We start from the raw sequence: 26,326 nt of genomic DNA, 5'->3' as shown, positions 1-26,326 counted from the left end.
CCGTCGGAAGCCGCTTTCCGGCGGTTTCGCCGGGGCTGGGCGTCAGGATCGGATTCCGACGCCGCGATTGAGCAGGATCAGTGCCACGGAGTAAAGGACGGCGATGAAGCCCGCGATGATGGCGAAGGACATGGCCACGGGGAAGTCGCTGTGGCCGAGACTGCCGTAGCGGAAGGCGTCCACCATGTACAGGATGGGGTTGAGCATCGACACGCCCTGCCAGAACTCCGGCAGCAGGCTGATCGAGTAGAACACCCCGCCCAGGTACGTCAGCGGCGTGAGCACGAAGGTCGGGACGATCGCGATATCGTCGAAGGTACGGGCGAAGACACCATTGATCAGCCCGGCAAGGGCGAACAGGATCGACGTCATCAGCACGATGACCAGCATGACCGGGGCGTTGTGCACGCTGAGCGGACTGAAGAACAGCGACACCAGCAGGACGGCAACTCCCACCGCCAGGCCGCGGGCCACGCCGCCGAAGACGAAGCCGAGGATGATCACGCTGTTGGGGATCGGCGAGACCAGCAACTCCTCGATATGGCGCTGGAACTTGGAACCGAAGAAGGACGAAACCACATTGGAATAGCTGTTGGTGATCACGGCCAGCATGATCAGGCCGGGCACGATGAAGTCCATGTAGCGGTAGCCTTCCATCTCGCCGATTCGCTCGCCGATCAGGCCACCGAAGATGATGAAGTACAGGGCCGTGGTGATCACCGGCGGCAGCACCGTCTGCACCCAGATGCGGGCGAAGCGCAGCACCTCCTTGGTGACGATGGTGCGGAAGGCGGTCCAGTAGTGACGCAGGTGGGTGCTGCTCATGCCTGGTTCTCCGGCTGCTCGCTGGCGCCGCTGGCACCCGGCGTGAGGTGACTGGGGCTCTGGCCGTTGCGGGTCATGCGGATGAACAGTTCCTCCAGGCGGTTGGCCTTGTTGCGCATGCTCTGAACGCGGATTCCGGCCTGATCCAGGACCCGGAACAGATCGTTCAGGTGCTGGCCGCGGCGGATGTCGGCCTCCAGCGTGAGCTCGTCGACCTGGCGCAGGGCCACCGGCGCATGCTCGGGGAGGCCCGGCGGTGGTTCGCTGAGATCCAGGACCATGGTCTCCGTCTCGAGCTTGGCGAGGAGCTGCTTCATCGTGGTGTTCTCGATGATGCCGCCGTCATCGATGATCGCGATGTTGCGGCACAGCGTCTCCGCCTCCTCGAGATAGTGCGTGGTCAGGATGATGCTGCGTCCGTCGGTGTTGATACGGGTCAGGAAGTCCCACATGGAGCGGCGCAGTTCGATATCGACGCCGGCGGTGGGTTCGTCCAGGATCAGCAGCCGCGGTTCGTGCACGAGGGCGCGCGCAATCATCAGCCGGCGCTTCATGCCCCCGGACAGCGTACGCGCCATGTCCTTGCGCTTTTCCCACAGGCCCAGCTCGTTCAGGTAGTGCTCGCAGCGCTCCCAGGCCTCGCGCCGGGGGATGCCGTAGTAGCCCGCCTGGTTGACGACGATCTCGCCGATCGGCTCGAAGTTGTTGAAGTTGAACTCCTGCGGGACCAGCCCGATGGAGCGCTTGACCGCCTGCAGGTCGGTGTCCAGGTCGTGGCCGAAGACCTTGACCGTGCCCGCGGTCTTGTTGATCAGCGAGGTGATGATCCCGATGGTGGTGGACTTGCCGGCCCCGTTGGGGCCCAGCAGGGCAAAGAAGCTGCCGGGCGCCACCTCGAGGTCGATCCCCTTGAGGGCCTCGAATCCGTTCTTGTAGGTCTTCTTGAGCCCGCGAATCTCCAGCGCTGGCGTCATCGTCACATCCTGTAGGGCCCCGGCACACGGAACCGCGCACCGGCTGAGTGGGTACGATCCCGGGGGATCGACAAGATGCGTATTATGGCCGTATTGGATCGATTTCGAGGAAAGCCGCGTGGATTCTGTCTTTGTTGCGTCGTCCGAAACCGCTGTCCCGCTGATCCCGGTCAGCCGCGAGTCACTCCCGGTCCGCCTGGAGGCCGCGCCGGAGAGCTGGCGCAAGTGGGTCGAGGCCTCCGGCTTCGAGGCGGAGCCGGGCGCGATCCTGCGTATTCCCGACGCGGACGGCGGGCTGGCGGCAGTTCTGGCCGGGTTCGACGCCGAGACGCCGATCTGGATGCTGGCCGCGGCGGCGGAGACACTGGGCAGCGGCGACTATCGTCTGGAGACGGACTTTCTCAACGCCGACGTCCAGAACCTCGCCGCCATCGGCTGGGGCCTGGGGCGCTACCGCTTTGACCGCTACCGCGAACCGCAGGAACGCACGCCACGGCTGGTCTGGCCGGAAGACGCCGACCCGGCCCGGGTTCAGGCCTTTGTCGAATCGATCGGCCTGACCCGCGACCTGATCAACACCCCCGCCGCCGACATGATGCCGGCCAACCTGGCCCTGCAGGCCCGGGATCTGGCTGAGGCCTTCGGTTGCAGCCTGCATGTCGTGAGTGACAGCGACAAGCTGGAACAGGACTTCCCCTGCATCCACGCGGTGGGTGCGGCCAGTGACCACGGCGCGCGGGTGATCGAGCTGACCTGGGGGCCGCCGGATGCCCCGTCGCTGGTGCTGGTGGGCAAGGGCGTGTGCTTCGATTCGGGCGGGCTGAACCTGAAGCCCGGGAATTCCATGCGTCAGATGAAAAAGGACATGGGCGGGGCGGCCATCGCGCTGGGTCTGGCCCGCCTGATCATGGCGCAGGCGTTGCCTGTGCGCCTGACCGTGCTGATCGGCGCGGTCGAGAATGCCATTGGTGCCGGGGCGTTCCGCCCGGGCGATGTCCTGACCGCGCGCAACGGCAAGCGCATCGAGATCGACAACACCGATGCCGAGGGGCGGCTGGTGCTGGCCGACCTGCTGGATCGGGCGGGATCGTTCCACCCCGACCTGCTGGTGGATTTCGCCACGCTGACCGGTGCCGCGCGCGTGGCCGTGGGGACCGAGATCAGCGCCTGTTTCACCGAGGACGAAGGCTGGGCCCGGGCGCTGGTCGAGCCGGCTCGGGAATGGGACGATCCGGTGTGCCAGTTGCCCCTGCATACCCCGTATCGCTACATGCTGGACAGCGACGTGGCCGACATCGTGAACAGTTCCAGCAGCGGTTACGCCGGTGCGATCACTGCGGGGCTCTTCCTGAAGGAATTCGTCCCCGAGGACACGACCTGGCTGCACTTCGACATCATGGCCTTCAACGATCGGGCTCGGCCGGGCCGGCCCAAGGGCGGCGAGGCGATGGGCCTGCGTGCCCTGTTCGCGGCGCTGGAGTCGCGGTACGGGCCGGCGGGTTAGGGGCATGGGCAGGGGAGGGAATTCCCCGGATCCCCTGCGTTCGCGGAGCGTGTGGGTCAGATGAGCTTGAGGTCGCTGCGGGCGCGGATGATCTTGCGCAGGGCGATCAGATAGGCGGCGGTGCGGTAGTCGAGTACCTCGCCGTTGCTTTCCACCTCGCGGACCTCGTGCATCTCGCGGAACGCCTCGCGCATGGTGTCCTCGAGGCCGGAACGAACCAGATCGATCTCCTCGGCACCGCGAACCACCGCGTCGCGAATCCATTCCGGGATGCTCTCGTTGGTCATCATCTCGATGGCCGTCACGATGTGCTGGCCCTGGGACTGGTCGTAGCGCCGCTCCAGGCGCCCGAAGCGCATGTGCGACAGGTTGCGCACCCATTCGAAGTAGGACACGACGACACCACCGGCATTGACGTAGACGTCCGGCAGGATCGTGATCCCGCGGGCCCGCAGTGCCTGGTCGGCCTCCCAGGTGCAGGGCCCGTTGGCGGCCTCGGCGATCAGCCGGGCCTGGATGCGGTCGGCGTTGCCGCGATGGATCGCGCCTTCCAGCGCCGCCGGGATCAGGATGTCGCATTCGCGTTCCAGGATGCGGTTGCCGTCGCGCTCGAACTCGACGCCGGCAAAGCCCTCCATGGTGCCGCTGCGGCGGACGTAGTCGTGCAGCGCCTCGACGTCGATACCGTCTTCGCAGTACACGCCGCCATCGCTCTTGATGACGCCGACGATCTTCACGTGATCGTCCTGCTGCAGGAAGCGCGCGGCATAGTAGCCGACGTTGCCGAAGCCCTGAATGATGATGCGCTGTTCGCCCAGGCCACCCTCGAACCCGGCCTCGCGGGCGGCCAAGCCCTCGCGAAAGAACGCCTGTAGCGCGTACTGCACACCGCGTCCGGTGGCCTCGAGACGCCCGACGATGCCCCCCAGTTCGACGGGTTTTCCGGTCACCGAGGCGGCATGATCGAGATCTTCCGGATGCCGTTCGCGGTAGGTCTCCATGATCCAGGCCATCTCGCGCTGGGAGGTCCCCACATCGGGGGCCGGCACGTTTTGCGCGGGGCTGATGTAGTCACGCTGGATCAGTTCGTGGGCGAAGCGCCGGGTGATGCGCTCCATCTCCCACTCGTCGTATTTCTGCGGATCGATCCGAAGCCCGCCCTTGGAACCCCCGAAGGGGATGTCCACGATGGCGCATTTGTAGGTCATCAGGGCCGCCAGGGCCTCGGCGTGCTGCTGATCCATGGTCGGGGAGAAGCGCAGACCGCCCTTGGATGGCAGGCGATGCGCGGAGTGCACCGCGCGCCAGCCCTTGAACACCTCGATGCGGTCGCGAAAGCGGATCGGAAAGCTGACCTGAATCACCGAGTCGCAGGACTTCAGGGCCTCGCGCGCCCCCTCGGGGAGTTCGAGGTAGGCCATGGCCCGGTCGACCATGTGTGAGACACTATCAAGAAAGGTTTCAGGGACTTCGCTTTCCGACATGACGGCAATCCTTTATGGCTTTGCGAGGCGGCCTGCGCGGCACGGGGGCTTCGCGGATGGGTGACGCGGGCCACTTTCCCGACCCGCGGTTCTCGGTTGCACCGATGATGGACTGGACGGACACCTGGTGTCGCCGGTTCCATCGGCTGCTCACCCGACGGGCATTGTTGTATACCGAGATGGTGCATGCCAACGCGGTGATCCATGGCGATCGCGACCGCCTGCTTGGCTTTGCCGCGGAGGAACACCCGATCGCGCTGCAGCTGGGCGGGTCGGACCCGGCCACGCTGGCGCAGGCGGCACGCATCGCCGCTGCGCGCGGTTTCGATGAGGTTAACCTGAATGTGGGTTGTCCCTCCGACCGCGTCCAGTCCGGGGCGTTCGGCGCCTGCCTGATGGCGGATCCGGGGCTGGTGGCCGACTGTGTGGCGGCGATGCGCGACGCGGTGGAGGTCCCGGTAACCGTCAAGCACCGGATCGGCATCGACGACCAGGACTCCGAGGCCGATCTGCATGCCTTCGTGGAGCAGGTCGCCGCGGCCGGCTGCCGGGTGTTCGTGGTGCACGCGCGCAAGGCCTGGCTGCAGGGGTTGAGCCCCAAGGACAACCGCGATGTCCCGCCGCTGGACTACGCCCGCGTGTACCGCCTGAAGGCGGAGTTTCCGCATCTGACCATCGTATTGAACGGCGGGCTCGACGATGTATCGGGTGCCCGGGCCCATCTGGAGCAGGTGGATGGCGTGATGTTCGGACGCAAGGCCTACCACGAGCCCTGGAGCCTGTCCCTGGTGGATCGGGTGTATTTCGGTGCGGAACAGGATCCGACACGCGAGGGGGTGCTGGAGGGGCTCCTGGAGCTGGCCGAGGGGATGCGGCGAGATGGCGTGCCGCTGGCTCGCCTGACCCGGCACATTCTGGGACTGTTCCACGGGGAGCCCGGGGCCCGTCAGTGGCGGCGTGTCCTGACCGAGGGGGCCCATCAGCCCGGCGCCGGCCCGGAGCTGATCGAGCGCGCCGCCCTGGCCTGTCTGCCCCGGGCGGCCTGACGCCTCACCACCGTACAGGCGGCTACTCGGCGGGCGTCTCCGGGGCGATCCAGCCCGCCTCGAGCCCGTCCGCCAGGATCTGGCGGATCGCGGGGATCGCCTCCTCCCATTCCGCGACGCTGAGCGTCTCCGCGCGGCAGAACGTCTCCAGGATCTCGGGCGTGACGCGCTGTGCGGGATAGTCATTGCCACCGACGCACAGGACCGGGCCGTCGGGGCCCTGGAACCACGCGCGGCGGATACCGGGGTGGAGGACGAAGCGTTCCGCGGCCCCGGCGCGGGCCGCGATCCCGGGGTCTTCCGGAGCGAGCTCGATGTTCCCGGCGGGGCGGGTCAGGAATCGGCCGAGATAGGCGTCCAGGTCGTGGTCCTCCGCGGCGAGCAGCGCGCGCAGGGCCTCGCGCAGTTCCCTGCGATCCGCGGCGGGGAGTTCGGCGGGGCAGGCAGCCGGGTGACGCCCCGGATCCTCGAAACGCGCCTGGTCGCCGATCACGTTCGCGCGCTCCTCGAGGAAGCCGGTCAGGACGTCGAGGATGGTCGGGGCGCGAAAACCGACCGACCAGGTCATGCACTGCGCATCCAGCGACAGGCCGTAATGCGGCAGACCGGGCGGCAGATAGAGCAGGTCGCCGGGGCCCAGCTCCCAGGTCTCGCTCGGGTGGAACTCGCGCAGGATGGCGAGCGGCAGGTCGTCGTGGCAATCCAGCGATCCCGGTGGGTCCTGGATCTGCCAGCGGCGGCGTCCTGCCGCCTGGAACAGGAACACGTCGTATTGATCCACATGCGGCCCGACGGAGCCCCCGGGCGGGGCATAGGAGATCATCAGGTCGTCCCGGCGCCAGCGCGGGATAAAGTCGAAACGGGCGAGGAAGTCCGACCCGCCGGGCCAGAAGCGTTCCACGTCGGTGACCAGCAGGGTCCAGTCTTGCGCGGGCAGTTGCCCCAGGTGCTCGGCGTCGAAGGGGCCGTACTCCACGTCCCAGTCCTGGCGGTCGACATGCCCGCGGACGATGCGGCTGGCGGCATCCGGATCGGTCGCCAGGCCGGCCAGATCGTCGGGCTCGATGGGATTCTCGAAACCCGGGACCGCATTGCGCACGAGCAGCGGGCGTTGCTGCCAGTAGTCGCGCAGAAACTCGGCAGGCGTGAGCCCGCCAAGCAGGACCAGCGGTTGGTTCGGATCCGGGGCCGCCATGCCGTGCGGGATCAGAGGTCGCGCGCGAGTTTCTCGGCGATGCCGGTGTAGGTGCCCGGCGTCAGCTCGCGCAGGCGCGCGCGGGCCTCTTCCGGGATCTCGAGGCCGTCGATGAAGGCCGCCAGGGCCTCGGGCGTAATGCGCTGCCCGCGGGTCAGTTCCTTGAGCTTCTCGTAGGGCGACTCGATGCCGTAGCGACGCATCACCGTCTGGACCGCCTCGCCCAGGACCTCCCAGTTCTGGTCCAGGTCTTCCGCCAGGCGGCCGGGCTCGATCTCCAGCTTCCCGAGGCCGCGATCGAAGGCCTTGTAGGCGATCAGCGACCAGGCGAACGCCAGGCCGATGTTGCGCAGCACGGTCGAGTCGGTCAGATCGCGCTGGAAGCGCGACACCGGAAGCTTGCCCGCGAGGTGATCGAACAGGGCATTGGCCAGGCCCAGGTTGCCCTCGGCGTTCTCGAAGTCGATCGGGTTGACCTTGTGCGGCATGGTCGAGGAGCCGACTTCGCCGGCCACAACCTTCTGCTTGAAGTAGCCCAGCGAGATATAGCCCCAGATGTCGCGCGCCGCATCCAGCAGGATGGTGTTCGCGCGCATGAAGGCATGGAACAGCTCGGCGAGGAAGTCATGCGGCTCGATCTGGGTGGTGTGGGTATTCGGTTCCAGCCCCAGGCCCTCGATCATTCGCCGCGACAGGGCCGGCCAGTCGACCTCCGGGTAGGCCACGCTGTGGGCATTGAAGTTGCCGACCGCGCCGTTGATCTTGCCGCGGCAGGCGACGGCGGCGATCTCGTCGCGCTGGCGCTCCAGACGCGCGACCACGTTGGCCAGTTCCTTGCCCATGGTGGTGGGGGAGGCCGGCTGGCCGTGGGTGCGCGCGAGCATCGGCTGTTCGGCGAAGCGTTCGGCAAGCGTGCGCAGGGGGGCGAGCACACTGTCCAGGGCCGGCAGCATCACCTGGTCGCGGGCCTCGCGAACCATCACGCCGTAGGCGAGGTTGTTGATGTCCTCGGAGGTGCAGGCGAAGTGCACGAACTCGATCTGGCTCTGCAGGTCGGTGCGGTCCGCCATCTGTTCCTTGATGTAGTACTCGATCGCCTTCACGTCATGGTTGGTGGTCGCCTCGACCTCCTTCACCCGGGCGCCTGCGACCTCGTCGAAGCCGAAGGCGATCTCGTCGAGGAAGGCATCCGCCGCGTCGGTCAGGGCCGGCACCTCCGGAATGGCCGGCTCGGCGGCCAGGGCCTTGAGCCAGGCGATCTCCACGCGCACGCGGGCCTGCATCAGGCCCTGTTCGGAGAAGTAGGGCGCCAGGTCGCGGGTATGGCGCGCGTAGCGGCCGTCGACAGGGCTGATCGCGGTCAGGGGGCTCGGGGACATGGGCATTCCGGGGTCGGGTTCGAGTCAGGCGGCGCAGTATACTAAGGCGTTCAGTTGCAATACAGCATCGCGCCGGGGAGAGCCCGGCTACCCGCGCGGACCCAACCAGGAGAACGGCATGTCGAAGCCCGCAATGCGTCAGGAACAGGACAGTCTCGGACTGGTGGAGGTCCCGGAGCAGGCCCTGTGGGGCGCCCAGACCCAGCGTGCGGTGGACAACTTCCAGATCGCCGGCCGCCCCCTGCCGGCGGCCTTCATTCGCGCCCTGGCGCAGACCAAGGCGGCCTGTGCCGAAGCCAATCAGGCGCTGGAGCAGCTGCCGGCGGAGGTGGCCGGGGCCATTGTCGCGGCCGCCGAGACCATCGCCAGCGGCGAACATGCGGATGCCTTCCCGGTGGATGTCTACCAGACCGGATCGGGCACCAGTACCAACATGAACATGAACGAGGTGATCGCGCGCCTGGCCTCCAGCGAGGCCCTGCCGATCCACCCCAATGACCACGTGAACCGTTCCCAGAGCTCGAACGACGTGATCCCGACCGCGTTGCACGTGGCGGCATCGACCCAGCTGGAACAGGAACTGATCCCGGCGCTGCGTCACCTGATCGCCACCATCGCGCGGCGCGAGGGCGAACTGACCGCGATCGTGAAGACCGGGCGCACCCACCTGATGGACGCGATGCCGGTGCGCATGAGCCAGGAGTTGTCCGGCTGGCGCACGCAGCTGGAGCTGGATGTCGAACGCCTGCGCGCGACCCGCGACCGGGTAAACCGGCTGGCGATCGGTGGCACCGCGGTGGGTACGGGGATCAATGCCCCGGCAGCGTTCGGCGAGCGTGTGGCACAGCGCCTGGCGGAACGCACCGGCATTGCCTTCGAGCGCGAATCCAACGGGTTCGCGGGGCTCGCCAGCCAGGACACGGCGGTGGAACTGTCGGGGCAGCTGCGCACCACGGCCACCAGCCTGATCAAGATCGCCAACGACCTGCGCTGGATGAACTCCGGTCCGCTGGCGGGGCTGGGCGAGATCGCGCTGCCGGCCCTGCAACCGGGCAGCTCGATCATGCCGGGCAAGGTGAATCCGGTGATCCCGGAGGGCGTCATCATGGCCGCGCAGCAGGTGATCGGTCTGGATGCGGCGATCGCGGCCGCCGGGCAGGGCGGCAATTTCCAGTTGAACGTGGGATTGCCGATGATCGCCGACAATCTGCTGAATCAGACGGGCCTGCTGGCGCGTGCGGCCGGGCATCTGGCGGACCGCGCCATCGCGGGGTTCACCGTGAACGAGGCGGTCGTGCGCGCCGCCCTGGACCGCAACCCCATCCTGGTGACGGCGCTGAACGCGGAGATTGGCTACGAGGCCGGTGCGCGTATCGCCAAGGAGGCCTACGCGACCGGGCGGCCCATCGTCGAGGTGGCGGCGGAACACACTGACATCCCGCGCGAGCGCCTGCAGGCCCTGCTGGACCCCGCGAACCTGACCGGCCCGTCAGAATAGGTCGCGGGGCAAAGGAGGGCGTCAGGCGGTCGCGAGCGGGAGTGCCACGCCTGGCTGGAGCAGCTCGCGGAAGTCGGCAAACGGGACGGGGTGCGAGTAGAAGTAGCCCTGGGCCGTGTGGCAGTCGAGGTCCTGCAGGATCTGCGCCTGGCGCTCGGTCTCCACGCCTTCGGCGATCACGTCGAGCCCCAGGGTGCGGGCCATCAGCACGATCGCGCGCACGATCTGCGCATGCTCCTCGCCGTGGTCGAGATCCTTCACGAAGGAGCGGTCGATCTTCAGGGTATCGGCCGGCAACTGCTTGAGCTGCATCAGCGAGGCGTTGCCGGTGCCGAAGTCGTCGACGGCCAGGGACATGCCAACCTGGCGCAGGCGCTGGAAGACGCGCGCGGCACCCTTGGGGTCATCCATGATGCTGGTCTCGGTGAGCTCCAGTTCGATGCAGCGGGTGGGGATGCCGGCCTCGCGGATGATGCGATGGAAGCCGCCGGCCAGATCCGGCTGGCGCAGCTGGCGGGCGGAGACATTGATCGCGACCCGCGGGAGCTCGTCCTCCCCCATGCGCAGGGATTGCAGGTCGCGGCAGACCTGACGCAGCACCCATTCCCCGATCTCCTCGATCAGGGTCATGTCCTCGGCCAGTTCGATGAAGTGGCCGGGCGGCAGCAGGCCCAGCTTCGGGTGCTGCCAGCGGATCAGGGCCTCGGCGCCGATGACCCGGCCGGTCGCGAGCTCCACCTTGGGCTGGTAGTGCAGCACCAGTTGCTCATTGGCAATGGCCTGGCCCAGCTCGTTTTCCAGCTCGAAGTGACGGAAGGTGCGGGCGTTGAGGTCCTGGGTATAGAAGCGGAACCCGTTGCGCCCGCGCTGCTTGGCCTCGTACATCGCGGCATCCGCGTTGCCCAGCAGGGTGTCCGCGTCCTCGCCGTCGTAGGGGTACACCGCGATACCGCAGGACACGCTGCTGACCACCGGCTGATCGAAGATCTGGCGCTCGGTTGCCGTCTTGCGGACGACGTCGGTGACCAGGCGGACGATACCCTCCAGCCCCTGGCTGTCCTCCACGAGGATGCCGAACTCGTCGCCGCCCAGGCGCGACAGGGTGGTGCGCAGGTGGCGGCCGGAACGCTCGCGCGCATGGTCCAGCAGTTCGGAGAGGTCCTGCGCGACCTTGCGGATCAGCTCGTCGCCGGCGCGATGGCCAAGGGAGTCATTGGTGCGCTTGAAATTGTCGAGGTCCAGCAGGATCAATGCCACGTGACCGGCGGCGCCGGCATGGCGCTCCATGGCCTGTGACAGGCGGTCGCTGAACAGCATGCGATTGGGCAGGTTGGTCAGCGAGTCGTGCGACATGTGGTGCAGCAGTTCGCGCGACTGGCGCTCGGTGATCCGCTGCAGGGCCTTCTGGCGCCGATCCATCATCTGGAACAGGTCGGCGCTCTCGAGGGCATAGGCGGTATTGAAGAGCACCATGGTCAGGGTCGACAGGATCATCTCGTACCGCTGCAGCTCCGACTGGCGGAAGTGGGCGACGAACATCCCCCGAATCCGGGTGCGCGTGGAGATCACGTGGAGCATGACGCTCTCGCCGTCGACCGGCGAGGGGAGGCAGACCGGGTGATTCTGATGCAGCGCCCAGGAGAACTGCCCGTCGCGGATCAGCTGTTCCACGGTGTCCGCGAGGTCCGGCTCCAGCTCCTCCGGGCGCTCCTGGTACGCGAGATTGAAGGAGCAGTCGTTGTCCAGCACGTAGACCGCCATGTCCTGTGCCGGCAGAAGCCGACGAATGGACTCGATGCTGTTCTGGATGATCAGCTCGGGGCTGCGGTTGCGGTCGGTATCGCCAAAGATCGCCGTGGTCGAGGCGAGCACGTCCATCGCGTAGGCGTTGGCCTCCAGGGCCTCCTCGAGGAAGCGGATCCGCTCATGGAGGGCATTGACCTCCTCGGGCGTGCGATACGATGGGCTCATGCAACAGCGTCCTTTGCCTGCATACGGGCTCAGTCGAGGAGGATCGCCTGCATCTGGTCCAGATGCTTGCGGGCGTGGCCGATGATGTCTTCGTAGACCGGCATCTCCAGGCCGATCCGGTCGAAGGTCTCGGGGCTTACCGGGGGCACGAAGCGCTCGCCGGACGATCCCAGGCGCAGCGAATTCGCGATGCTGTCGGCGACGTGCACGATCGCGGTTTCCACCGGGAAGGCGCGTGCCTCCTCCGGGGCATGGTGGTAGCGCGTGGCCTCCACCTGGGCCGGGGTCATGCCCCATTCCTCCAGCAGGGCGGAGCCGATGGCGGCATGATCGAAGCCGAGCAGCTCGCGTTCGGCCTCGAACAGCAGGCACTGCTCGCGTTCGCGGATGTTGATCAGCTCCTCGGTGCGGGTGCCCAGGCGCAGGAACAGCAGCAGCCGCCCCAGGTCGTGCATGATGCCGTAGAGGTACAGCCGTTCGATGTTGGCCTCGCGGCGGAACCGTGCGATGGAGCGACTGAGCACGCCGACCGCGATGCTGTGGCGCCAGAACGACTCCATGTCGACGCCGATGACCGGCAATCCACGGAAATGCTCAATGACGATTGTCGACAGCACGATCTGGCGCATCTGCTGCAGGCCGATGATGGAGACCGCGCGGTGCAGGGTGTCGATGGGCTCGGGAAAGCCGTACAGCGAGGAGTTCGCCATGCGCAGCGTCTTCGCGGCGATGGTGGGGTCCAGCTCCACTGCCTCGGTGATCCCGGCGACGTTGGCCGTGGGATCGCTAAGACGGGTGAAGATCGTGTTGTAACTGCCGGAAAAGCTGCACAGCGAGTCGTCCTGCTCGAGGAACTCGGCGACGGTCATCATGCACCTCGGGACCGGTGCCCGCGTCGCATCAGCTCATCCAGCAACTGCTCACGGGCGAGCTGGTGGAACCCGTCCATGGGGTGGGCGTTCACGTCACAGTGGCGGAAGCGCTCGGACAGGATGGTATCGGCCTGTTCCTCCATCTCCGGCGTGGGCCGAGTTTCGGGCGGGAGCTCCACAGGCTCGTCCTGACCATCATTGGCCGCTGCCTGCTCGTCCTCGACCACCTCGACCGTGCTGATACCCCAGGACAGCAGCACGCGGATCTGCTTGTCCTGCAGCACCATGCCGGCGGGGATCAGGAGACGGCCGGAGCGGTCATGCACGGCGGTCGCCAGTGTCTGACCGGATTGGATTGCCTCCGTGGAGATCCGTCGTCCCATGCCGAAACCTTATGCGGAACCCGCGAGCTGGCGCAACACATAGGGCAGGATGCCGCCGTGGCGGAAGTAGTCCACCTCCTGCGGGGTATCCAGGCGTACACGCACGGTGAAGGTGGTGCGCTGACCGTCGTCGTCCACCGCGGTCACCGTCGCCTCGCGGGCCTCGCCGTTCTCCACGCCGGTGATGCTGTAGGTCTCGTGCCCGGTCAGTCCGTGGCTGGCCGCGTTCTCGCCGGGCAGGAACTGCAGCGGGAGGACACCCATGCCCACCAGGTTGGAGCGGTGGATGCGCTCGAAGCTCTCGACGATCACCGCCTTGACTCCCAGTAGCAGGGTCCCCTTGGCGGCCCAGTCGCGCGAGGAGCCGGTCCCGTATTCCTGACCGGCGATCACGATCAGCGGGGTGTCCTCTTCCTGGTAGCGCATGGCGGCGTCGTAGATGGACATCTGCTCGCCATCCGGCAGGTGCTGGGTGACGCCGCCCTGGGTGCCCGGGGCCAGCAGGTTGCGCAGGCGCACGTTGGCGAAGGTGCCGCGCATCATCACCTCGTGGTTGCCGCGCCGCGAGCCGTAGGAATTGAAGTCCGCGGGCTTTACGCCCTTGGATTCCAGATACTTCCCGGCGGGGCTGTCCTTGGCGATCGAGCCGGCCGGGGAGATGTGGTCGGTGGTGACCGAGTCGCCCAGCAGGGCCAGCACGCGCGCGCCCTGGATGTCGTGCCAGGGCATCGGGGTCATGCCCATGCCCTTGAAGTAGGGCGGGTTGCGGACGTAGGTGGAGTCCTCCTGCCACTCGAAACGCTCGCCCTTGGGGGCCTCCAGGTTGCGCCAGCGCTCCTCGCCGGAGTAGAGATCCCCGTAGGCACTGGTAAAGCTGCCGGCGCCGACGTGGCTGGTGACGGCCTCGCGCACCTCGTCGGTGGTCGGCCAGATGTCCTTCAGGTAGACCGGCGCGCCCTCAGCGTTCTCGCCGATGGGATCGTTGTACAGGTCGATATTGCTGCGCCCGGCCAGGGCGTAGGCGACCACCAGGGGCGGCGAGGCGAGGAAGTTCATCTGCACCTCGGAATGGATGCGCCCCTCGAAGTTGCGGTTGCCGGAGAGCACCGAGCTGACGATCAGGTCGTCCTTGATGATGGCCTCGGAGATCGGCTCGGGCAGCGGACCCGAGTTGCCGATGCAGGTGGTGCAGCCATAGCCGACCACGTGAAAGCCAAGGGCCTCCAGATCGGTCAGCAGGCCGGACTTCTCCAGGTAGTCGGTGACCACGCGCGAGCCGGGGGCCAGCGAGGTCTTCACCCAGGGCTTGACCTGCAGTCCCGCCTCGCGCGCCTTGCGCGCGACCAGACCGGCACCCAGCATCACCGACGGGTTGGAGGTGTTGGTGCAGGAGGTGATGGCCGCGATCACGATGTCGCCGTGATCCAGCGTGAAGGTCTCGCCGTCCATCTCGATGGCGGTGTGATGAGGCTCCTCCGCCTGGTGTTCCACGCCGACGGCGGTGTGCCCGCCCTCGGCCGCGAAGCGCTCGGCCTCGGCCGGTTCGTCGGCCCCGCTCTCGCGCTCCTTCAGCATGGTGTCCAGATGGCGGCTGATGGTGGTGCCGGCCTGGCTCAGCGGGATACGGTCCTGCGGGCGCTTGGGCCCGGCCAGGCTGGGTTCGACCGTGGACAGGTCCAGCTCCAGCATGTCGCTGTAGCGAGCGATCGGGGCGCTGTCGTCACGCCACAGCCCCTGGGCCTTGGCATAGGCCTCGATGAATTCGATATGGCCGGCGTCACGCCCGGTCAGGCGCAGGTAGTTCAGGGTCTCGTCGTCGATCGGGAAGATGCCGCAGGTGGCGCCGTATTCCGGTGCCATGTTGGCAATGGTCGCGCGGTCGGCGAGGGGCAGATCGGCGAGGCCGTCGCCAAAGAACTCGACGAACTTCCCGACCACGCCCTTCTTGCGCAGCATCTCGACGATCACCAGCACCAGGTCGGTTGCGGTGGCGCCCTCGGCCAGCTTGCCGGTCAGGCGGAAGCCCACCACCTGCGGGATCAGCATGGAGATCGGCTGGCCGAGCATCGCGGCCTCGGCCTCGATGCCGCCCACGCCCCAGCCGAGTACGCCGAGGCCGTTGATCATGGTGGTGTGGGAATCGGTACCGACCAGGGTATCCGGGTAGGCCATGCAGCCCCCCTCGGCCTGGTCGTCCACGAACACCGTACGGGCCAGGTATTCGAGGTTCACCTGGTGGACGATGCCGGTGTCCGGTGGCACCACCTTGAAGGTATCAAAGGCCTGCTGGCCCCACTTCAGGAAGCTGTAGCGCTCGCGGTTGCGGGAGTATTCCAGCTCCGCGTTCAGGTTCATCGCGTTGGCGTTGCCGTGGGCATCCACCTGGACCGAGTGGTCGATCACCAGCTCCGCCGGCTGCAGCGGGGTGATCTTCTTCGGGTCGCCGCCGAGGGCCTCCATCGCGTCGCGCATCGCGGCGAGATCGACCACCGCCGGCACGCCGGTGAAGTCCTGCAACAGCACGCGGGCCGGTCGGAAGGCGATCTCCTGGGCCGGCTCGGCCTTCGGGTCCCAGTCCAGCAGGGCCTCGATGTCGGCACGCCGGACGGTGCGCTCGTCCTCGAAGCGCAGCAGGTTTTCCAGCAGCACCTTGAGGGCAAAGGGCAGATCCTTCGCGCGGGCGTCGTCGGTGATCGGCACGTAACGGCAGTCGAGGCCGCCAGCGGACAGGGTCTGGGTGTTCTTCGGGTCGGCGTGGCTCATGATGCGTCTTCCGCGTTCAGGTATTGAGTCGATTGAGGATGTGGTTCGCTTCGCGAATCAGCCGCTTGCGGCCAAAAAGCAGTTTCCAGCGCGATCCGCCGGCCTGGCGCCAGAGGACCGCGGCCCGAATTCCTGCCAGCAGCAACGCACGAATGCGCGCGGCGGTCTCCGGGTTGGAGAGGTTGTTCTGTTCCCCCTGCACGATGATGCGCGGGCCGAGTTCGGAGATGGTTTCCTTGTAGATCTCGGCGAGTCGCGCGATCACGCTCTCATGGGTGATGTGAAAGTAGTCGATCTGGCGTTGTGCGCCCTGCAGACCGTCGGTCAGCGTCTGCAGCATATCGTCGCGTTTTTGCAGCTTGCGCTCGAGGAAGATCAAGCCGATCGCGTAGCGGGTGATCTCCATGTCCGGCGGCTTGCTGCCGTTTTGCAGCTGGCTCTCGATGCGTTCCAGGCCGCTCTTCAGGCTGACGGCCTCGCGGTAGACCGCCTCCGGTGTCTCGGCATCGAAGGCAAACAGGCTGCCGATCAGGACCTCGAACTCGTATTCGTCGCAGCTGCCGCGCCAGGCCAGATCCTTGACCAGGCTGGCGCACTGGAAGAGGGCGGCAAGCGCCAGCGTGCGGTTGTGATCGGAGCGGTCCAAGCCAGTTCATTCCTTGGTGGGTCGAGGGCGGGGCGCCAGGCAGGGCTCACTATACCGGAAGTGACCCGGCGGACTCACTCAGGGAGACGCGGATTGAATGGCGCCTGCGTGGTGGTCCAGCGTGGTCCGGGTCGCGATCACCGCGCCGCCCAGGCAGACATCACCGCGGTAGAAGGCGATGGACTGCCCGGGGGTGGCGGCGCGCTGCGGGCTGTCGAACACCACTGTGGCACCCGTCGGCGCAAGCGCCTCGATGCGGCAGTCCTGCAGGGGCTGGCGGTGGCGCAGGCGGGCCCGGAGCGGCTCGTCCGGGGCAGGCACGTCGTGGATCCAGTGGACCGGCTCGGTGACAAGCGTCGGGCTCATCAGTCGCGGATGCTGCGGCTCCTGGGCGACGACCAGGGCGTTGTGCTCGAGATCCTTGTCGACCACATACCACGGGGCCTCGGCGAAACCGTCGACCCCGCCAATGCCGAGACCCTGGCGCTGGCCGAGGGTGTAGAACATCAGGCCCTGGTGGCGGCCGACGACCTGACCCTCCGGGGTGCGCATCTCGCCCTCGGCGGCGTTCAGGTACTGCGCGAGAAAGTCGCGGAAGCGCCGCTCGCCAATAAAGCAGATCCCCGTGGAGTCCTTGCGGGCGTGGTTCGGCAGACCCAGTTCGCGGGCCCGCTCCCGGACCTGGTCCTTCGGGATATCCCCCAGCGGGAACAGGGCCGGGCGTAACTGCTCCTGAGTCAGGGTATGCAGGAAGTAGGTCTGGTCCTTGTTCGAGTCGGCCGCCATGCACAGCTCGCTGAAGTCCGCATGATGGCGGACCCGCGCGTAGTGACCGGTGGCGATCCAGCGGGCGCCCAGCTCGCGCGCGTGGTCGAGGAAGGAACGGAACTTGATCTCGCGGTTGCAGAGGATGTCCGGGTTGGGGGTGCGCCCGGCCTCGTATTCGTGGAGGAACTGGGCGAACACCCGCTGGCGGTAGTCCTCGGCGAAGTTCGCCTTGTGCAGGGGGATCTCGAGACAATCCGCGACCTCGCGGGCCATCGCGTAGTCGGCCTCGGCGGCGCAGTATTCGGCGTCGTCGTCATCCTCCCAGTTCTTCATGAACAGGCCTTCGACGCGATAGCCGGCCTCCAGCAGGCGGCTGGCGGCGACGGCGGAGTCGACGCCTCCGGAGAGGCCGATGATGACGCGCTCGCCGCCGCTCATGGCGCGACCGCCCGAACCAGCCCGCCGACCGCCGCGAGCGGGAGGCGCGGGCCAGCCTGGTAGCGATGGATGCTGCGCATCACCAGGGGGCTGCGCAGGGGCCAGTCGCGTTCGGCCGCCTCGGGTGTCAGCCAGTGCAGGGCATGGATCGCCGGGTCTCGCGGGCCGGGCGAAGGCAGGGGCGTGGTCGAGCCACAGAAGCTGGTGCGCAGGATGACGGCGCCGCTGGCCAGTTCCAGGAGATCGCAGCCGAGGGTGGCCTCGGGGGTGAACGCGAGGGAGGTCTCCTCGCGGACCTCGCGCACGACCGCCTCGATCAGGTCTTCGTGGGCGTCCAGGTGCCCGGCCGGCTGGTTCAGGACCCGGCGCCCGCCGTCGGTCTCCTCGACGAACAGGAACCGGCCTTCGCGCTCGATCACGGCGGCCACGGTGATGTGACAGGGGAGGCGTTCGGTCATGCGGCGGATGATAACGCAGGCAATGGCGCACACGACCATGTCGGAACGTCGATTTCACTCGCTCCGGGCCCCCGGAGATGGCGGTTGGGCATGTATAATCGAGGCATACCCGATTGACCGATCCATTGATCTCGATTTCCGTACAAGGAGTTGGCATGGCCTATCAGCACATTCAGGTCCCGGAGAAGGGCGAACGCATCACCGTCGACGAGCAGGGGAAGCTGCAGGTGCCGGATCATCCGGTGATCCCCTATATCGAGGGTGACGGCATCGGGGTCGATATCACCCCGGTGATGCGCCGGGTGACCGATGCGGCCGTGGAGAAGGCCTACGGCGGGAAGAAGGCGATCGAGTGGATGGAGGTCTATGCCGGCGAGAAGGCAACCAGGGTCTACGACGATGATTCGGGCCTTCCGGACGAGACCCTGGAGGCGGTGAAGGATTACCGCGTGTCCATCAAGGGCCCGCTGACTACGCCGGTTGGTGGCGGTTTCCGGTCCCTGAACGTGGCGCTGCGCCAGAAGCTGGATCTGTACGTGTGCCTGCGCCCGGTGCGCTACTACGACGGCACCCCGAGCCCGCTGAAGGCGCCGGAGAAGACCGATATGGTGATCTTTCGCGAGAACTCGGAGGACATCTACGCCGGCATTGAATTCGAGTCCGGCACGCCGGAAGCGAAAAAGGTCATCGACTTCCTGCAGGGCGAGATGGGCGTGACCCAGATCCGCTTCCCTGATACCGCCGGCATCGGCGTGAAGCCGGTCTCCAGCGAGGGCACCAAGCGCCTGGTGCGCAAGGCGATCGAGTACGCGATCGACAACGACCGCCCCTCGGTGACGCTGGTGCACAAGGGCAACATCATGAAATTCACCGAGGGCTCCTTCAAGGCCTGGGGCTACGAGCTGGCGCGCGAGGAGTTCGGTGCGAAGGACCTGGACGGCGGCCCGTGGCAGACCTTCAAGAACCCGAAGACCGGCCGCGACATCGTGATCAAGGACGTGATCGCGGATGCCTTCCTGCAGCAGATCCTGCTGCGCCCGGAGGACTACTCGGTGATCGCCACGCTGAACCTGAACGGCGACTACATCTCGGATGCGCTGGCCGCCCAGGTGGGTGGCATCGGCATCGCTCCGGGTGCGAACCTGTCCGACACCACCGCGATGTTCGAGGCCACCCACGGCACGGCGCCGAAGTATGCCGGCCAGGACAAGGTGAACCCCGGCTCGCTGATCCTGTCTGCCGAGATGATGCTGCGGCATCTGGGCTGGCCCGAGGCGGCGGACCTGGTGGTCAAGGGCATGGGCGGCGCGATCAGCGCCGGCGAGGTGACCTACGACTTCGCGCGGCTGATGGATAACGTCGAGCCGATTGCCTGCTCGGCCTTTGGCGAGGCGATGATCAAGCACATGTGACGGGACGGGTCGGTGGTCGGAGTGTCCGTAAGGGCACTTGGCCTCGGCCCGGAACCATTCGAGGATGGAGACGACCCAAACGAGTAACCGCTGAAGGCGCGAGTTCGACCGATGAGTGATGACAAGCCCCAAAACCCCGATCGAGACGACTCGGTAACGGTCGAAGAATCGAGGCCGGAGCTCAAGCCACCGCGACAGTACAAGGTGGTCCTGCTCAACGACGATTTCACGCCCATGGAGTTCGTGATCGAGGTACTGGAGACCTTCTTCAGCATGGATCGCGAAAAGGCCACCCGGGTGATGCTGCACGTGCACACGCGCGGCAAGGGAGTATGCGGCATCTTTACCCGGGATGTGGCCGAGACCAAGGTGGCGCAGGTGAACGACTACGCCCGCAGCCATCAGCACCCACTGCTTTGCTCGATGGAGGAGGCCTGACTCCCATGCTCGACAAGGAACTCGAATTCAGCCTGAACATGGTCTTCAAGGAGGCCCGCGAAAAACGTCACGAATTCGTGACCGTTGAGCATCTGCTGATGGCGCTGGCGCAGAATCCCAGCGCGGCCACGGTGCTGCGGGCCTGCGGAGGCGATCTCGATCGCATCCGCGACGAGCTGGAGGCCTATATCGACGAGAACACGCCGCGCATCCCGCCGAACGATTCGCGCGAGACGCAGCCGACGCTGGGCTTCCAGCGCGTGCTGCAGCGGGCCGTGTTTCATGTGCAGTCCAGCGGACGCAAGGAGGTCTCCGGCGCCAACGTCCTGGTGGCCCTGTTCGGCGAACAGGACAGCCAGGCGCTGTACGTGCTGGGGCAGCAGAACATCTCGCGCCTGGATGTCGTCAACTTCATCTCGCACGGGATCTCCAAGGTGGGTGAGGACGAACTCGGGGCGCAGCCGAACCCGAACGAGTCCCAGGCCGAGCCGGTGGAGGGCGAGCGCGAGGAAAAGACCAACGCGCTGCAGCTCTACGCCACCAACCTCAACGACAAGGCGCGCAAGGACGAGATCGACCCGCTGATCGGGCGCGATCACGAGATCGAACGCACCATCCAGATCCTCTGCCGCCGGCGGAAGAACAACCCGTTGCTGGTCGGTGAGGCCGGGGTCGGCAAGACCGCCATTGCCGAGGGTCTGGCGCGGCGCATCGTCGACGAGCAGGTGCCCGAGGCGATCGAATCCGCGACCGTCTATGCCCTGGACCTGGGGGCGCTGGTCGCCGGGACCAAATACCGCGGCGACTTCGAGAAGCGCCTGAAGGGCGTTCTGGCCCAGCTCAAGAAGGAGCCGGGTGCGGTGCTGTTCATCGACGAGATCCACACCATCATCGGGGCCGGCGCGGCTTCCGGCGGGGTGATGGACGCCTCCAACCTGATCAAGCCGATGCTCGCCTCGGGCGAGCTGAAGTGCATCGGTTCCACGACCTACCAGGAATACCGTGGCATCTTCGAGAAGGATCGCGCCCTGGCGCGGCGTTTCCAGAAGATCGAGGTGCCCGAGCCGACGGTCGACGAGACCGAGCAGATCCTGCGCGGCCTGAAGTCCCGTTTCGAGCTGCACCACAACGTACGGTTTACCAAGCCGGCGCTGCGGGCGGCGGCGGAGCTGGCCGACCGTTACATCACTGACCGCTTCCTGCCGGACAAGGCGATCGACCTGATCGACGAGGCCGGGGCCAGCCGCCAGCTGCAGCCGGCCAGCCAGCGCAAGAAGACCATCGGTGTGCAGGATATCGAGAGTATCGTGGCGAAGATCGCGCGCATCCCGCCGAAGTCGGTCTCCAGCTCCGACAAGGAGACCCTGCGCAACCTCGATCGCAACCTGAAGATGACCGTGTTTGGCCAGGACGAGGCGATCGGCACCCTGGCGACAGCCATCAAGATGGCACGCTCCGGTCTGGGCGACATGGACAAGCCGATCGGCTCGTTCCTGTTTGCCGGGCCGACCGGGGTCGGCAAGACCGAGGTCACCCGTCAGCTGGCGCAGCAGATGGGCATCCACCTGGCGCGGTTCGACATGTCCGAGTATATGGAGCGCCACACGGTCTCCCGCCTGATCGGGGCACCGCCCGGCTATGTGGGGTATGACGAGGGCGGGCTGCTCACTGACGCCATCCTGAAGCATCCGCATTCCGTGCTGCTGCTGGACGAGATCGAGAAGGCCCACCCGGACGTCTTCAATGTGCTCCTGCAGGTCATGGACCACGGCACGCTGACGGATGCCAACGGACGCGAGGTGGACTTCCGCAATGTGATCCTGGTGATGACCACCAACGCCGGTGCCGAGCAGGCCAGCCGCCCGTCGGTGGGCTTTACCCAGCAGGACCACTCCAGCGATGCGATGGAGGCGATCAAGCGGACCTTTACGCCGGAGTTCCGCAACCGGCTGGACGCGACCATCCAGTTCGGGCCGCTGGACGAGGCGACCATCCTCAATGTGGTCGACAAGTTCCTGACTCAGCTGCAGGCCCAGCTCGACGAGAAGAAGGTCCACCTGACGGTGGAGCCGGACGCCCGGGCCTGGCTGGCCGAGCATGGCTACGACGTCAAGATGGGTGCGCGACCGATGGCCCGCACCCTGCAGGAGCACATCAAGAAGCCGCTGGCCGACGAGCTGCTGTTCGGCCGTCTGGCGCACGGCGGCGAGGTGGTGGTCCGACTGGGCGAGTCCGGGCTGGAGCTGGATATCCAGGAGACGGCCGTGTCCTCCTGATGCGGCGTGCTGGCATAAGCGGGCCCGCGCAAGGGCCCGCAAATGAAGAAGCCCCGGTCCTGCCGGGGCTTCTTCGTTGGAGAGGCGAACTTACTTGTTGCGGTAGACGATGCGACCCTTGGTCAGGTCATAGGGCGTCATCTGCACGATCACCTTGTCGCCGCGCAGGATCCGGATGTAATGCTTGCGCATCTTGCCGGAGATGTGCGCCGTGATCGTGTGCCCATTTTCGAGCTCCACCCGGAAGGTGGTGTTCGGGAGCGTCTCGACGACGGTACCCTCCAGCTCGATTTCGTCTTCCTTCGCCATACAGTTCCTCTCGTATTGAATCAAGGTGGCGACATTATCCGGATGCACCAGCGGAACACAAGTCATGGCGCGCCTCGCAGGGCCGGTCCACGGCGTGGATGGACGGGGCGACGACCTCGGTGTACGTGCGGAGCGAGTCGGCCGCCGCGTTTGCCGCCATTTCCCTGACCGCCTACACTACGCGCGCTTTCACGCGCGAGACCATTGCGAATGACAACTTCTTGGGCAGCCGTTTTTCCCGGCCAGGGGTCCCAGTCCACCGGCATGCTGGCCGCTCTCGGCGACGACCATGCCATTGTCCGTGACACCTTTCAGGAGGCGTCGGACTGCCTCGACGCCGATCTCTGGAGCCTGTGCCAGCACGGCCCGGTCGAGCAGCTGAACCAGACCGAATGGACCCAGCCGGTGATGCTGGCCGCGGGGGTCGCCGCCTGGCGACTGCTGAGCGAGCAGACCACCGCGCGCCCGCAGGCGGTCGCCGGTCACAGTCTCGGCGAGTACAGCGCCCTGGTGGCCGCGGGCGTGCTGCGCTTCCCCGATGCGGTAAGGCTGGTCGCGGAACGCGCCCGGGCGATGCAGGCGGCGGTCCCGGAAGGCGAGGGCGCGATGGCCGCGATCCTCGGGCTCGACGATGCCGCGGTGCAGGCCCTTTGCAGCGAGCATGCGGGTGGCGAGGTGCTGGAGGCGGTCAATCTGAACGCCCCGGGCCAGGTGGTCATCGCGGGTAATGCCGCGGCGGTGGACCGTGCGGTGGGGGCGGCGAAGGACGCCGGCGCCAAGCGCGCCCTGAAGCTTCCGGTCTCGGTTCCCTCGCACTGCGCCCTGATGCAGCCGGCGGCCGAGCGCCTGCAGGCCGCGCTGGACAGCACCCGCTTCAGCTCGCCGAGCATCCCGGTCTGGCAGAATGTGACGGCCGCGCCGGCGGATTCGGCGGAGACCATCAAGGACAACCTGGCCGCGCAGCTGTACCGGCCCGTGCGCTGGGTCGAGACCATTCGCGGTCTGCGCGAGCAGGGCGTGGCGGTGCAGGTCGAGTGCGGGCCCGGGCGCGTGCTGACCGGACTGGCCAAGCGCATCGACCGCGATCTGGAATTGTTCGATGTCGCCGATCGCGACACGCTGAACGCCACCCTGGAACGCCTGGGGTCGGACGCATCCTGAGCGCGCTCGCGCCGCCGCGGTTCGCGACTCCCTCTCACATGAAGCAAAGGCACAACCATGTCTGACAGCAAACGTGTAGCCCTGGTAACCGGCGCCAGCCGCGGCATTGGCGCCGCCATCGCCCGGCGTCTGGCCGAGCAGGGCCTGCAGGTGGTAGGCACCGCCACCAGTGACGCCGGCGCCGAGCGGATCACCGAGGCCCTGAAGGAATGGGGCGGCCGCGGCATCGCCATGGACGTCACCGACGCTGATTCCGTCGCCGCCGGCCTGCAGGCGATCCAGGCGCAGGAAGGCCCGATCGAGGTGCTGGTGAACAACGCCGGCATTACCCGCGACAACCTTTTCATGCGCATGAAGGACGAGGAGTGGGATGCGATCATCGACACCAACCTCTCCGCCGCCGTGCGCCTGACCCAGCGCCTGCTGAAGGGCATGATGAAGCTGCGCCGCGGCCGTATCATCCTGATCGGGTCGGTGGTCGGCTCCACCGGCAACGCGGGACAGACCAACTATGCGGCGGCCAAGGCGGGCCTGGCCGGGTTTGCCCGGTCGCTGGCGCGCGAGGTCGGCAGCCGCAGTATCACGGTGAACACGGTCGCCCCCGGGTTCATCGATACCGACATGACCCGCGAGCTGGGCGATGACACGAAAGCGGCCCTGCTGGGCCAGATCCCGCTGGGGCGCCTCGGCGCGCCGGAGGAGATCGCCGCGGCGGTGGGTTTCCTCGCGTCCGAGGAGGCCGGTTACATCACCGGCGAGACCCTGCACGTGAACGGCGGGATGTTCATGCATTGATCACGGCGGGCAGGCCGCGTGCCGCCCGCATGGCTCGCTGCACGGATCGCTAGATCGCGGCGGGGCTTTTCTCTAGAATGGCGGACCTTTCAACGAAGCCGCCTCACACCGAAGGGGATTTCTGAACCATGAGTAGCATTGAAGAACGCGTCAAGAAGATCGTTGTCGAGCAACTGGGAGTCAAGGAAGAGGACGTGACCAACGCCGCCGCTTTCGTTGACGACCTGGGTGCGGACTCGCTGGACACGGTGGAACTGGTGATGGCGCTCGAAGAAGAATTCGAGACCGAGATCCCCGACGAGCAGGCGGAAAAGATCACCACCGTGCAGCAGGCGATCGACTATATCAACGAGCACATGAAGGACTGATCCGACGCCTCCGGGCGCCGGTCAGGACGACGCGAACGGGCCTTCCTGCGCGCAGGGCGGCCCTTCGTCGTTTCGCTGAACGCGTATTTCAGTCTTTCGAGGAGAACATCATTGGCTAAGCGACGTGTCGTGATTACCGGACTGGGGATCGTGTCCCCGGTCGGATCCACTATCGACAAGGCCTGGAGCAACATCAAGGCCGGCAAGAGCGGCATTTCCCCCATCGATGTCTTCGATGCCTCGGACATGCCGGTGAAGATCTCCGGCGCCGTTCGGGATTTCGAGGCCAATGATTACGTCCCGACGAAAGATCAGAAAAAGATGGACACCTTCGTCCTCTACGGGCTGGCCGCGGGGCTTCAGGCCCTGGACGACTCCGGACTGGAGGTGACCGAGGAGAACGCCGAACGCATCGGGGTCGCGATCGGCTCCGGCATCGGCGGTCTGCCGTATATCGAACGTTCCTACGGGGCATACCTGAAGGGCGGGGCGCGCAAGATCTCGCCGTTCTTCGTGCCCAGTGCGATCATCAATATGGTGGCCGGCAATCTGTCCATCATGCGCAACCTGCAGGGCCCGAACATCTCCATCGTCTCGGCCTGTGCCACCGGCACCCACAACATCGGCGACGCGGCGCGCATGATCGCCTACGGCGACGCCGATGCGATGGTGGCCGGCGGGGCCGAGATGGCGACCACGCCGCTGGGCATCGGCGGCTTTGCCGCGGCTCGCGCGCTGTCCACCCGCAACGACGATCCGGAACGCGCTTCCCGCCCCTGGGACCAGGATCGTGACGGCTTCGTGCTCAGCGATGGTGCTGGCGTGATGATGCTGGAAGAGTACGAGCATGCGAAGGCTCGCGGGGCGAACATCTACTGCGAGGTCGCGGGGTTCGCCTGGAACGCGGATGCCCACCACATGACGCAGCCCATCCAGGATGGCTCCGGCGCCGCCAAGTGCATGCACCGGGCGCTCAAGGATGCCGGCGTGAATCCGGAAGAGGTCGGGTATATCAATGCGCACGGGACCTCGACGCCGGCGGGCGACCTGGCGGAGACCCAGGGGCTGAAGAAGGCCTTCGGCGACCATGCCTACAAGCTTCTGGTGAACTCCACCAAGTCGATGACCGGCCACCTGCTGGGGGCCGCCGGCGGGATCGAGGGCGTTTTCACGGCGCTGGCCCTGCGCGATCAGGTGTCGCCGCCGACCATCAACCTGGAAAACCCGAGCGAAGGCTGCGATCTGGACTATGTGGCCAACGAAGCGCGCGAGATGAACACCAAGGTCGGCCTGTCCAACTCCTTCGGGTTCGGCGGCACCAACGGCACGCTGGTGTTCCGCAGCATCTGACGCTGCTGCGCCG

Annotated in this window: 23 protein-coding genes; 10 read left to right on the top strand and 13 right to left on the bottom strand. The window is 66.7% G+C overall.

Annotation, left to right across the window (positions count from 1 at the left end):
• Positions 1-42: 42 nt before the first annotated feature.
• Positions 43-825 carry an ABC transporter permease gene (locus C996_RS0104940; protein WP_018866346.1) on the bottom strand — a complete coding sequence of 261 codons (783 nt, stop codon included), beginning with the start codon at positions 823-825 and terminating at the stop codon, positions 43-45.
• Positions 822-1,799 (bottom strand): ABC transporter ATP-binding protein, encoded by a 978-nt coding sequence (locus C996_RS0104935; RefSeq protein ID WP_018866345.1) that lies wholly within the window; start codon positions 1,797-1,799, stop codon positions 822-824. Before C996_RS0104935 ends, C996_RS0104940 begins: the two co-directional genes overlap by 4 nt.
• 118 nt (positions 1,800-1,917) lie before the next feature.
• On the opposite strand from C996_RS0104935, the gene C996_RS0104930 reads away from it, so the two are divergent.
• A complete protein-coding gene (locus C996_RS0104930; protein WP_018866344.1) occupies positions 1,918-3,303 on the top strand; it encodes a M17 family metallopeptidase in 1,386 nt (461 codons plus the stop codon).
• A 56-nt stretch (positions 3,304-3,359) separates the two neighbouring features.
• On the opposite strand, the gene C996_RS0104925 is transcribed toward C996_RS0104930, so the two are convergent.
• The gene (locus C996_RS0104925) at positions 3,360-4,787 is read right to left on the bottom strand and encodes a Glu/Leu/Phe/Val dehydrogenase (protein ID WP_026279204.1); all 1,428 of its coding nucleotides are present in this window, start codon (positions 4,785-4,787) and stop codon (positions 3,360-3,362) included.
• A gap of 56 nt (positions 4,788-4,843) precedes the next feature.
• On the opposite strand from C996_RS0104925, the gene dusA reads away from it, so the two are divergent.
• On the top strand, positions 4,844-5,833 hold the full coding sequence (gene dusA / locus C996_RS0104920) for a tRNA dihydrouridine(20/20a) synthase DusA (protein WP_019592963.1): 990 nt from the start codon (positions 4,844-4,846) through the stop codon (positions 5,831-5,833).
• Between the two features lie 22 nt (positions 5,834-5,855).
• Here dusA and C996_RS0104915 read toward each other — a convergent pair whose 3' ends face one another.
• Together C996_RS0104915 and purB are read right to left on the bottom strand one after the other, a co-directional pair.
• A complete protein-coding gene (locus tag C996_RS0104915) occupies positions 5,856-7,028 on the bottom strand; it encodes a cupin domain-containing protein (protein WP_018866341.1) in 1,173 nt (390 codons plus the stop codon).
• An 11-nt stretch (positions 7,029-7,039) separates the two neighbouring features.
• Positions 7,040-8,407, bottom strand: a complete 1,368-nt coding sequence (gene purB, locus C996_RS0104910; protein ID WP_018866340.1) for an adenylosuccinate lyase — start codon at positions 8,405-8,407, stop codon at positions 7,040-7,042.
• A 118-nt stretch (positions 8,408-8,525) separates the two neighbouring features.
• On the opposite strand from purB, the gene C996_RS0104905 reads away from it, so the two are divergent.
• Positions 8,526-9,905 carry a lyase family protein gene (locus C996_RS0104905; protein WP_019592962.1) on the top strand — a complete coding sequence of 460 codons (1,380 nt, stop codon included), beginning with the start codon at positions 8,526-8,528 and terminating at the stop codon, positions 9,903-9,905.
• A 21-nt stretch (positions 9,906-9,926) separates the two neighbouring features.
• Here the strand turns inward: C996_RS0104905 and C996_RS0104900 are convergent, their stop codons facing one another.
• From C996_RS0104900 to C996_RS0104870, 7 genes are all read right to left on the bottom strand, one after another.
• Positions 9,927-11,876: a bifunctional diguanylate cyclase/phosphodiesterase gene (locus C996_RS0104900; protein ID WP_018866338.1), complete on the bottom strand. Its 1,950-nt coding sequence runs from the start codon at positions 11,874-11,876 to the stop codon at positions 9,927-9,929.
• Positions 11,877-11,905: 29 nt separating this feature from the next.
• Positions 11,906-12,745, bottom strand: a complete 840-nt coding sequence (locus C996_RS0104895; protein WP_018866337.1) for an HDOD domain-containing protein — start codon at positions 12,743-12,745, stop codon at positions 11,906-11,908.
• Positions 12,745-13,074: a hypothetical protein gene (locus C996_RS0104890; protein ID WP_018875491.1), complete on the bottom strand. Its 330-nt coding sequence runs from the start codon at positions 13,072-13,074 to the stop codon at positions 12,745-12,747. Before C996_RS0104890 ends, C996_RS0104895 begins: the two co-directional genes overlap by 1 nt.
• Before the next feature lie 66 nt (positions 13,075-13,140).
• Positions 13,141-15,894, bottom strand: coding sequence for an aconitate hydratase AcnA (acnA, locus tag C996_RS0104885; RefSeq protein WP_018866335.1), 2,754 nt, complete (start codon positions 15,892-15,894; stop codon positions 13,141-13,143).
• Between the two features lie 16 nt (positions 15,895-15,910).
• A complete protein-coding gene (gene hflD / locus C996_RS0104880; RefSeq protein ID WP_018866334.1) occupies positions 15,911-16,540 on the bottom strand; it encodes a high frequency lysogenization protein HflD in 630 nt (209 codons plus the stop codon).
• Positions 16,541-16,618: 78 nt separating this feature from the next.
• On the bottom strand, positions 16,619-17,746 hold the full coding sequence (gene mnmA / locus C996_RS0104875; protein WP_018866333.1) for a tRNA 2-thiouridine(34) synthase MnmA: 1,128 nt from the start codon (positions 17,744-17,746) through the stop codon (positions 16,619-16,621).
• The gene (locus C996_RS0104870) at positions 17,743-18,204 is read right to left on the bottom strand and encodes an NUDIX domain-containing protein (RefSeq protein WP_026279203.1); all 462 of its coding nucleotides are present in this window, start codon (positions 18,202-18,204) and stop codon (positions 17,743-17,745) included. The genes mnmA and C996_RS0104870 overlap by 4 nt, the downstream gene beginning before the upstream one ends.
• 155 nt (positions 18,205-18,359) lie before the next feature.
• Between C996_RS0104870 and icd the strand changes: the two genes are divergently transcribed.
• The 3 genes from icd to clpA all read left to right on the top strand — a co-directional run bounded on the left by icd (position 18,360) and on the right by clpA (position 22,330).
• Positions 18,360-19,616, top strand: a complete 1,257-nt coding sequence (gene icd, locus C996_RS0104865) for an NADP-dependent isocitrate dehydrogenase (RefSeq protein WP_018866331.1) — start codon at positions 18,360-18,362, stop codon at positions 19,614-19,616.
• Positions 19,617-19,727: 111 nt separating this feature from the next.
• The gene (clpS, locus tag C996_RS0104860) at positions 19,728-20,054 is read left to right on the top strand and encodes an ATP-dependent Clp protease adapter ClpS (protein WP_018140091.1); all 327 of its coding nucleotides are present in this window, start codon (positions 19,728-19,730) and stop codon (positions 20,052-20,054) included.
• A gap of 5 nt (positions 20,055-20,059) precedes the next feature.
• Positions 20,060-22,330 carry an ATP-dependent Clp protease ATP-binding subunit ClpA gene (gene clpA, locus C996_RS0104855; RefSeq protein ID WP_018866329.1) on the top strand — a complete coding sequence of 757 codons (2,271 nt, stop codon included), beginning with the start codon at positions 20,060-20,062 and terminating at the stop codon, positions 22,328-22,330.
• A 90-nt stretch (positions 22,331-22,420) separates the two neighbouring features.
• Here clpA and infA read toward each other — a convergent pair whose 3' ends face one another.
• Positions 22,421-22,639 (bottom strand): translation initiation factor IF-1, encoded by a 219-nt coding sequence (gene infA / locus C996_RS0104850; RefSeq protein WP_012982660.1) that lies wholly within the window; start codon positions 22,637-22,639, stop codon positions 22,421-22,423.
• 210 nt (positions 22,640-22,849) lie between these two features.
• On the opposite strand from infA, the gene fabD reads away from it, so the two are divergent.
• The 4 genes from fabD (at position 22,850) to fabF (ending at position 26,313) form a co-directional block, all read left to right on the top strand.
• Entirely contained in the window at positions 22,850-23,800 is a 951-nt protein-coding gene (gene fabD, locus C996_RS0104845) for an ACP S-malonyltransferase (RefSeq protein WP_081623671.1), read from the top strand.
• A gap of 57 nt (positions 23,801-23,857) precedes the next feature.
• A complete protein-coding gene (gene fabG, locus C996_RS0104840; protein ID WP_018866327.1) occupies positions 23,858-24,595 on the top strand; it encodes a 3-oxoacyl-ACP reductase FabG in 738 nt (245 codons plus the stop codon).
• Between the two features lie 128 nt (positions 24,596-24,723).
• Complete coding sequence (gene acpP / locus C996_RS0104835; protein WP_017941560.1) at positions 24,724-24,963, top strand: acyl carrier protein; 240 nt, start codon at positions 24,724-24,726, stop codon at positions 24,961-24,963.
• 129 nt (positions 24,964-25,092) lie between these two features.
• Positions 25,093-26,313: a beta-ketoacyl-ACP synthase II gene (fabF, locus tag C996_RS0104830; protein ID WP_018866326.1), complete on the top strand. Its 1,221-nt coding sequence runs from the start codon at positions 25,093-25,095 to the stop codon at positions 26,311-26,313.
• Positions 26,314-26,326: the final 13 nt, after the last annotated feature.

It is taken from the genome of Thioalkalivibrio sp. ALE25, assembly GCF_000377285.1.
Lineage (GTDB): Bacteria > Pseudomonadota > Gammaproteobacteria > Ectothiorhodospirales > Ectothiorhodospiraceae > Thioalkalivibrio.
The sequence above is the reverse complement of the archived record's forward strand: the minus strand, read 5'-3'. Positions and strand labels throughout refer to the sequence as shown.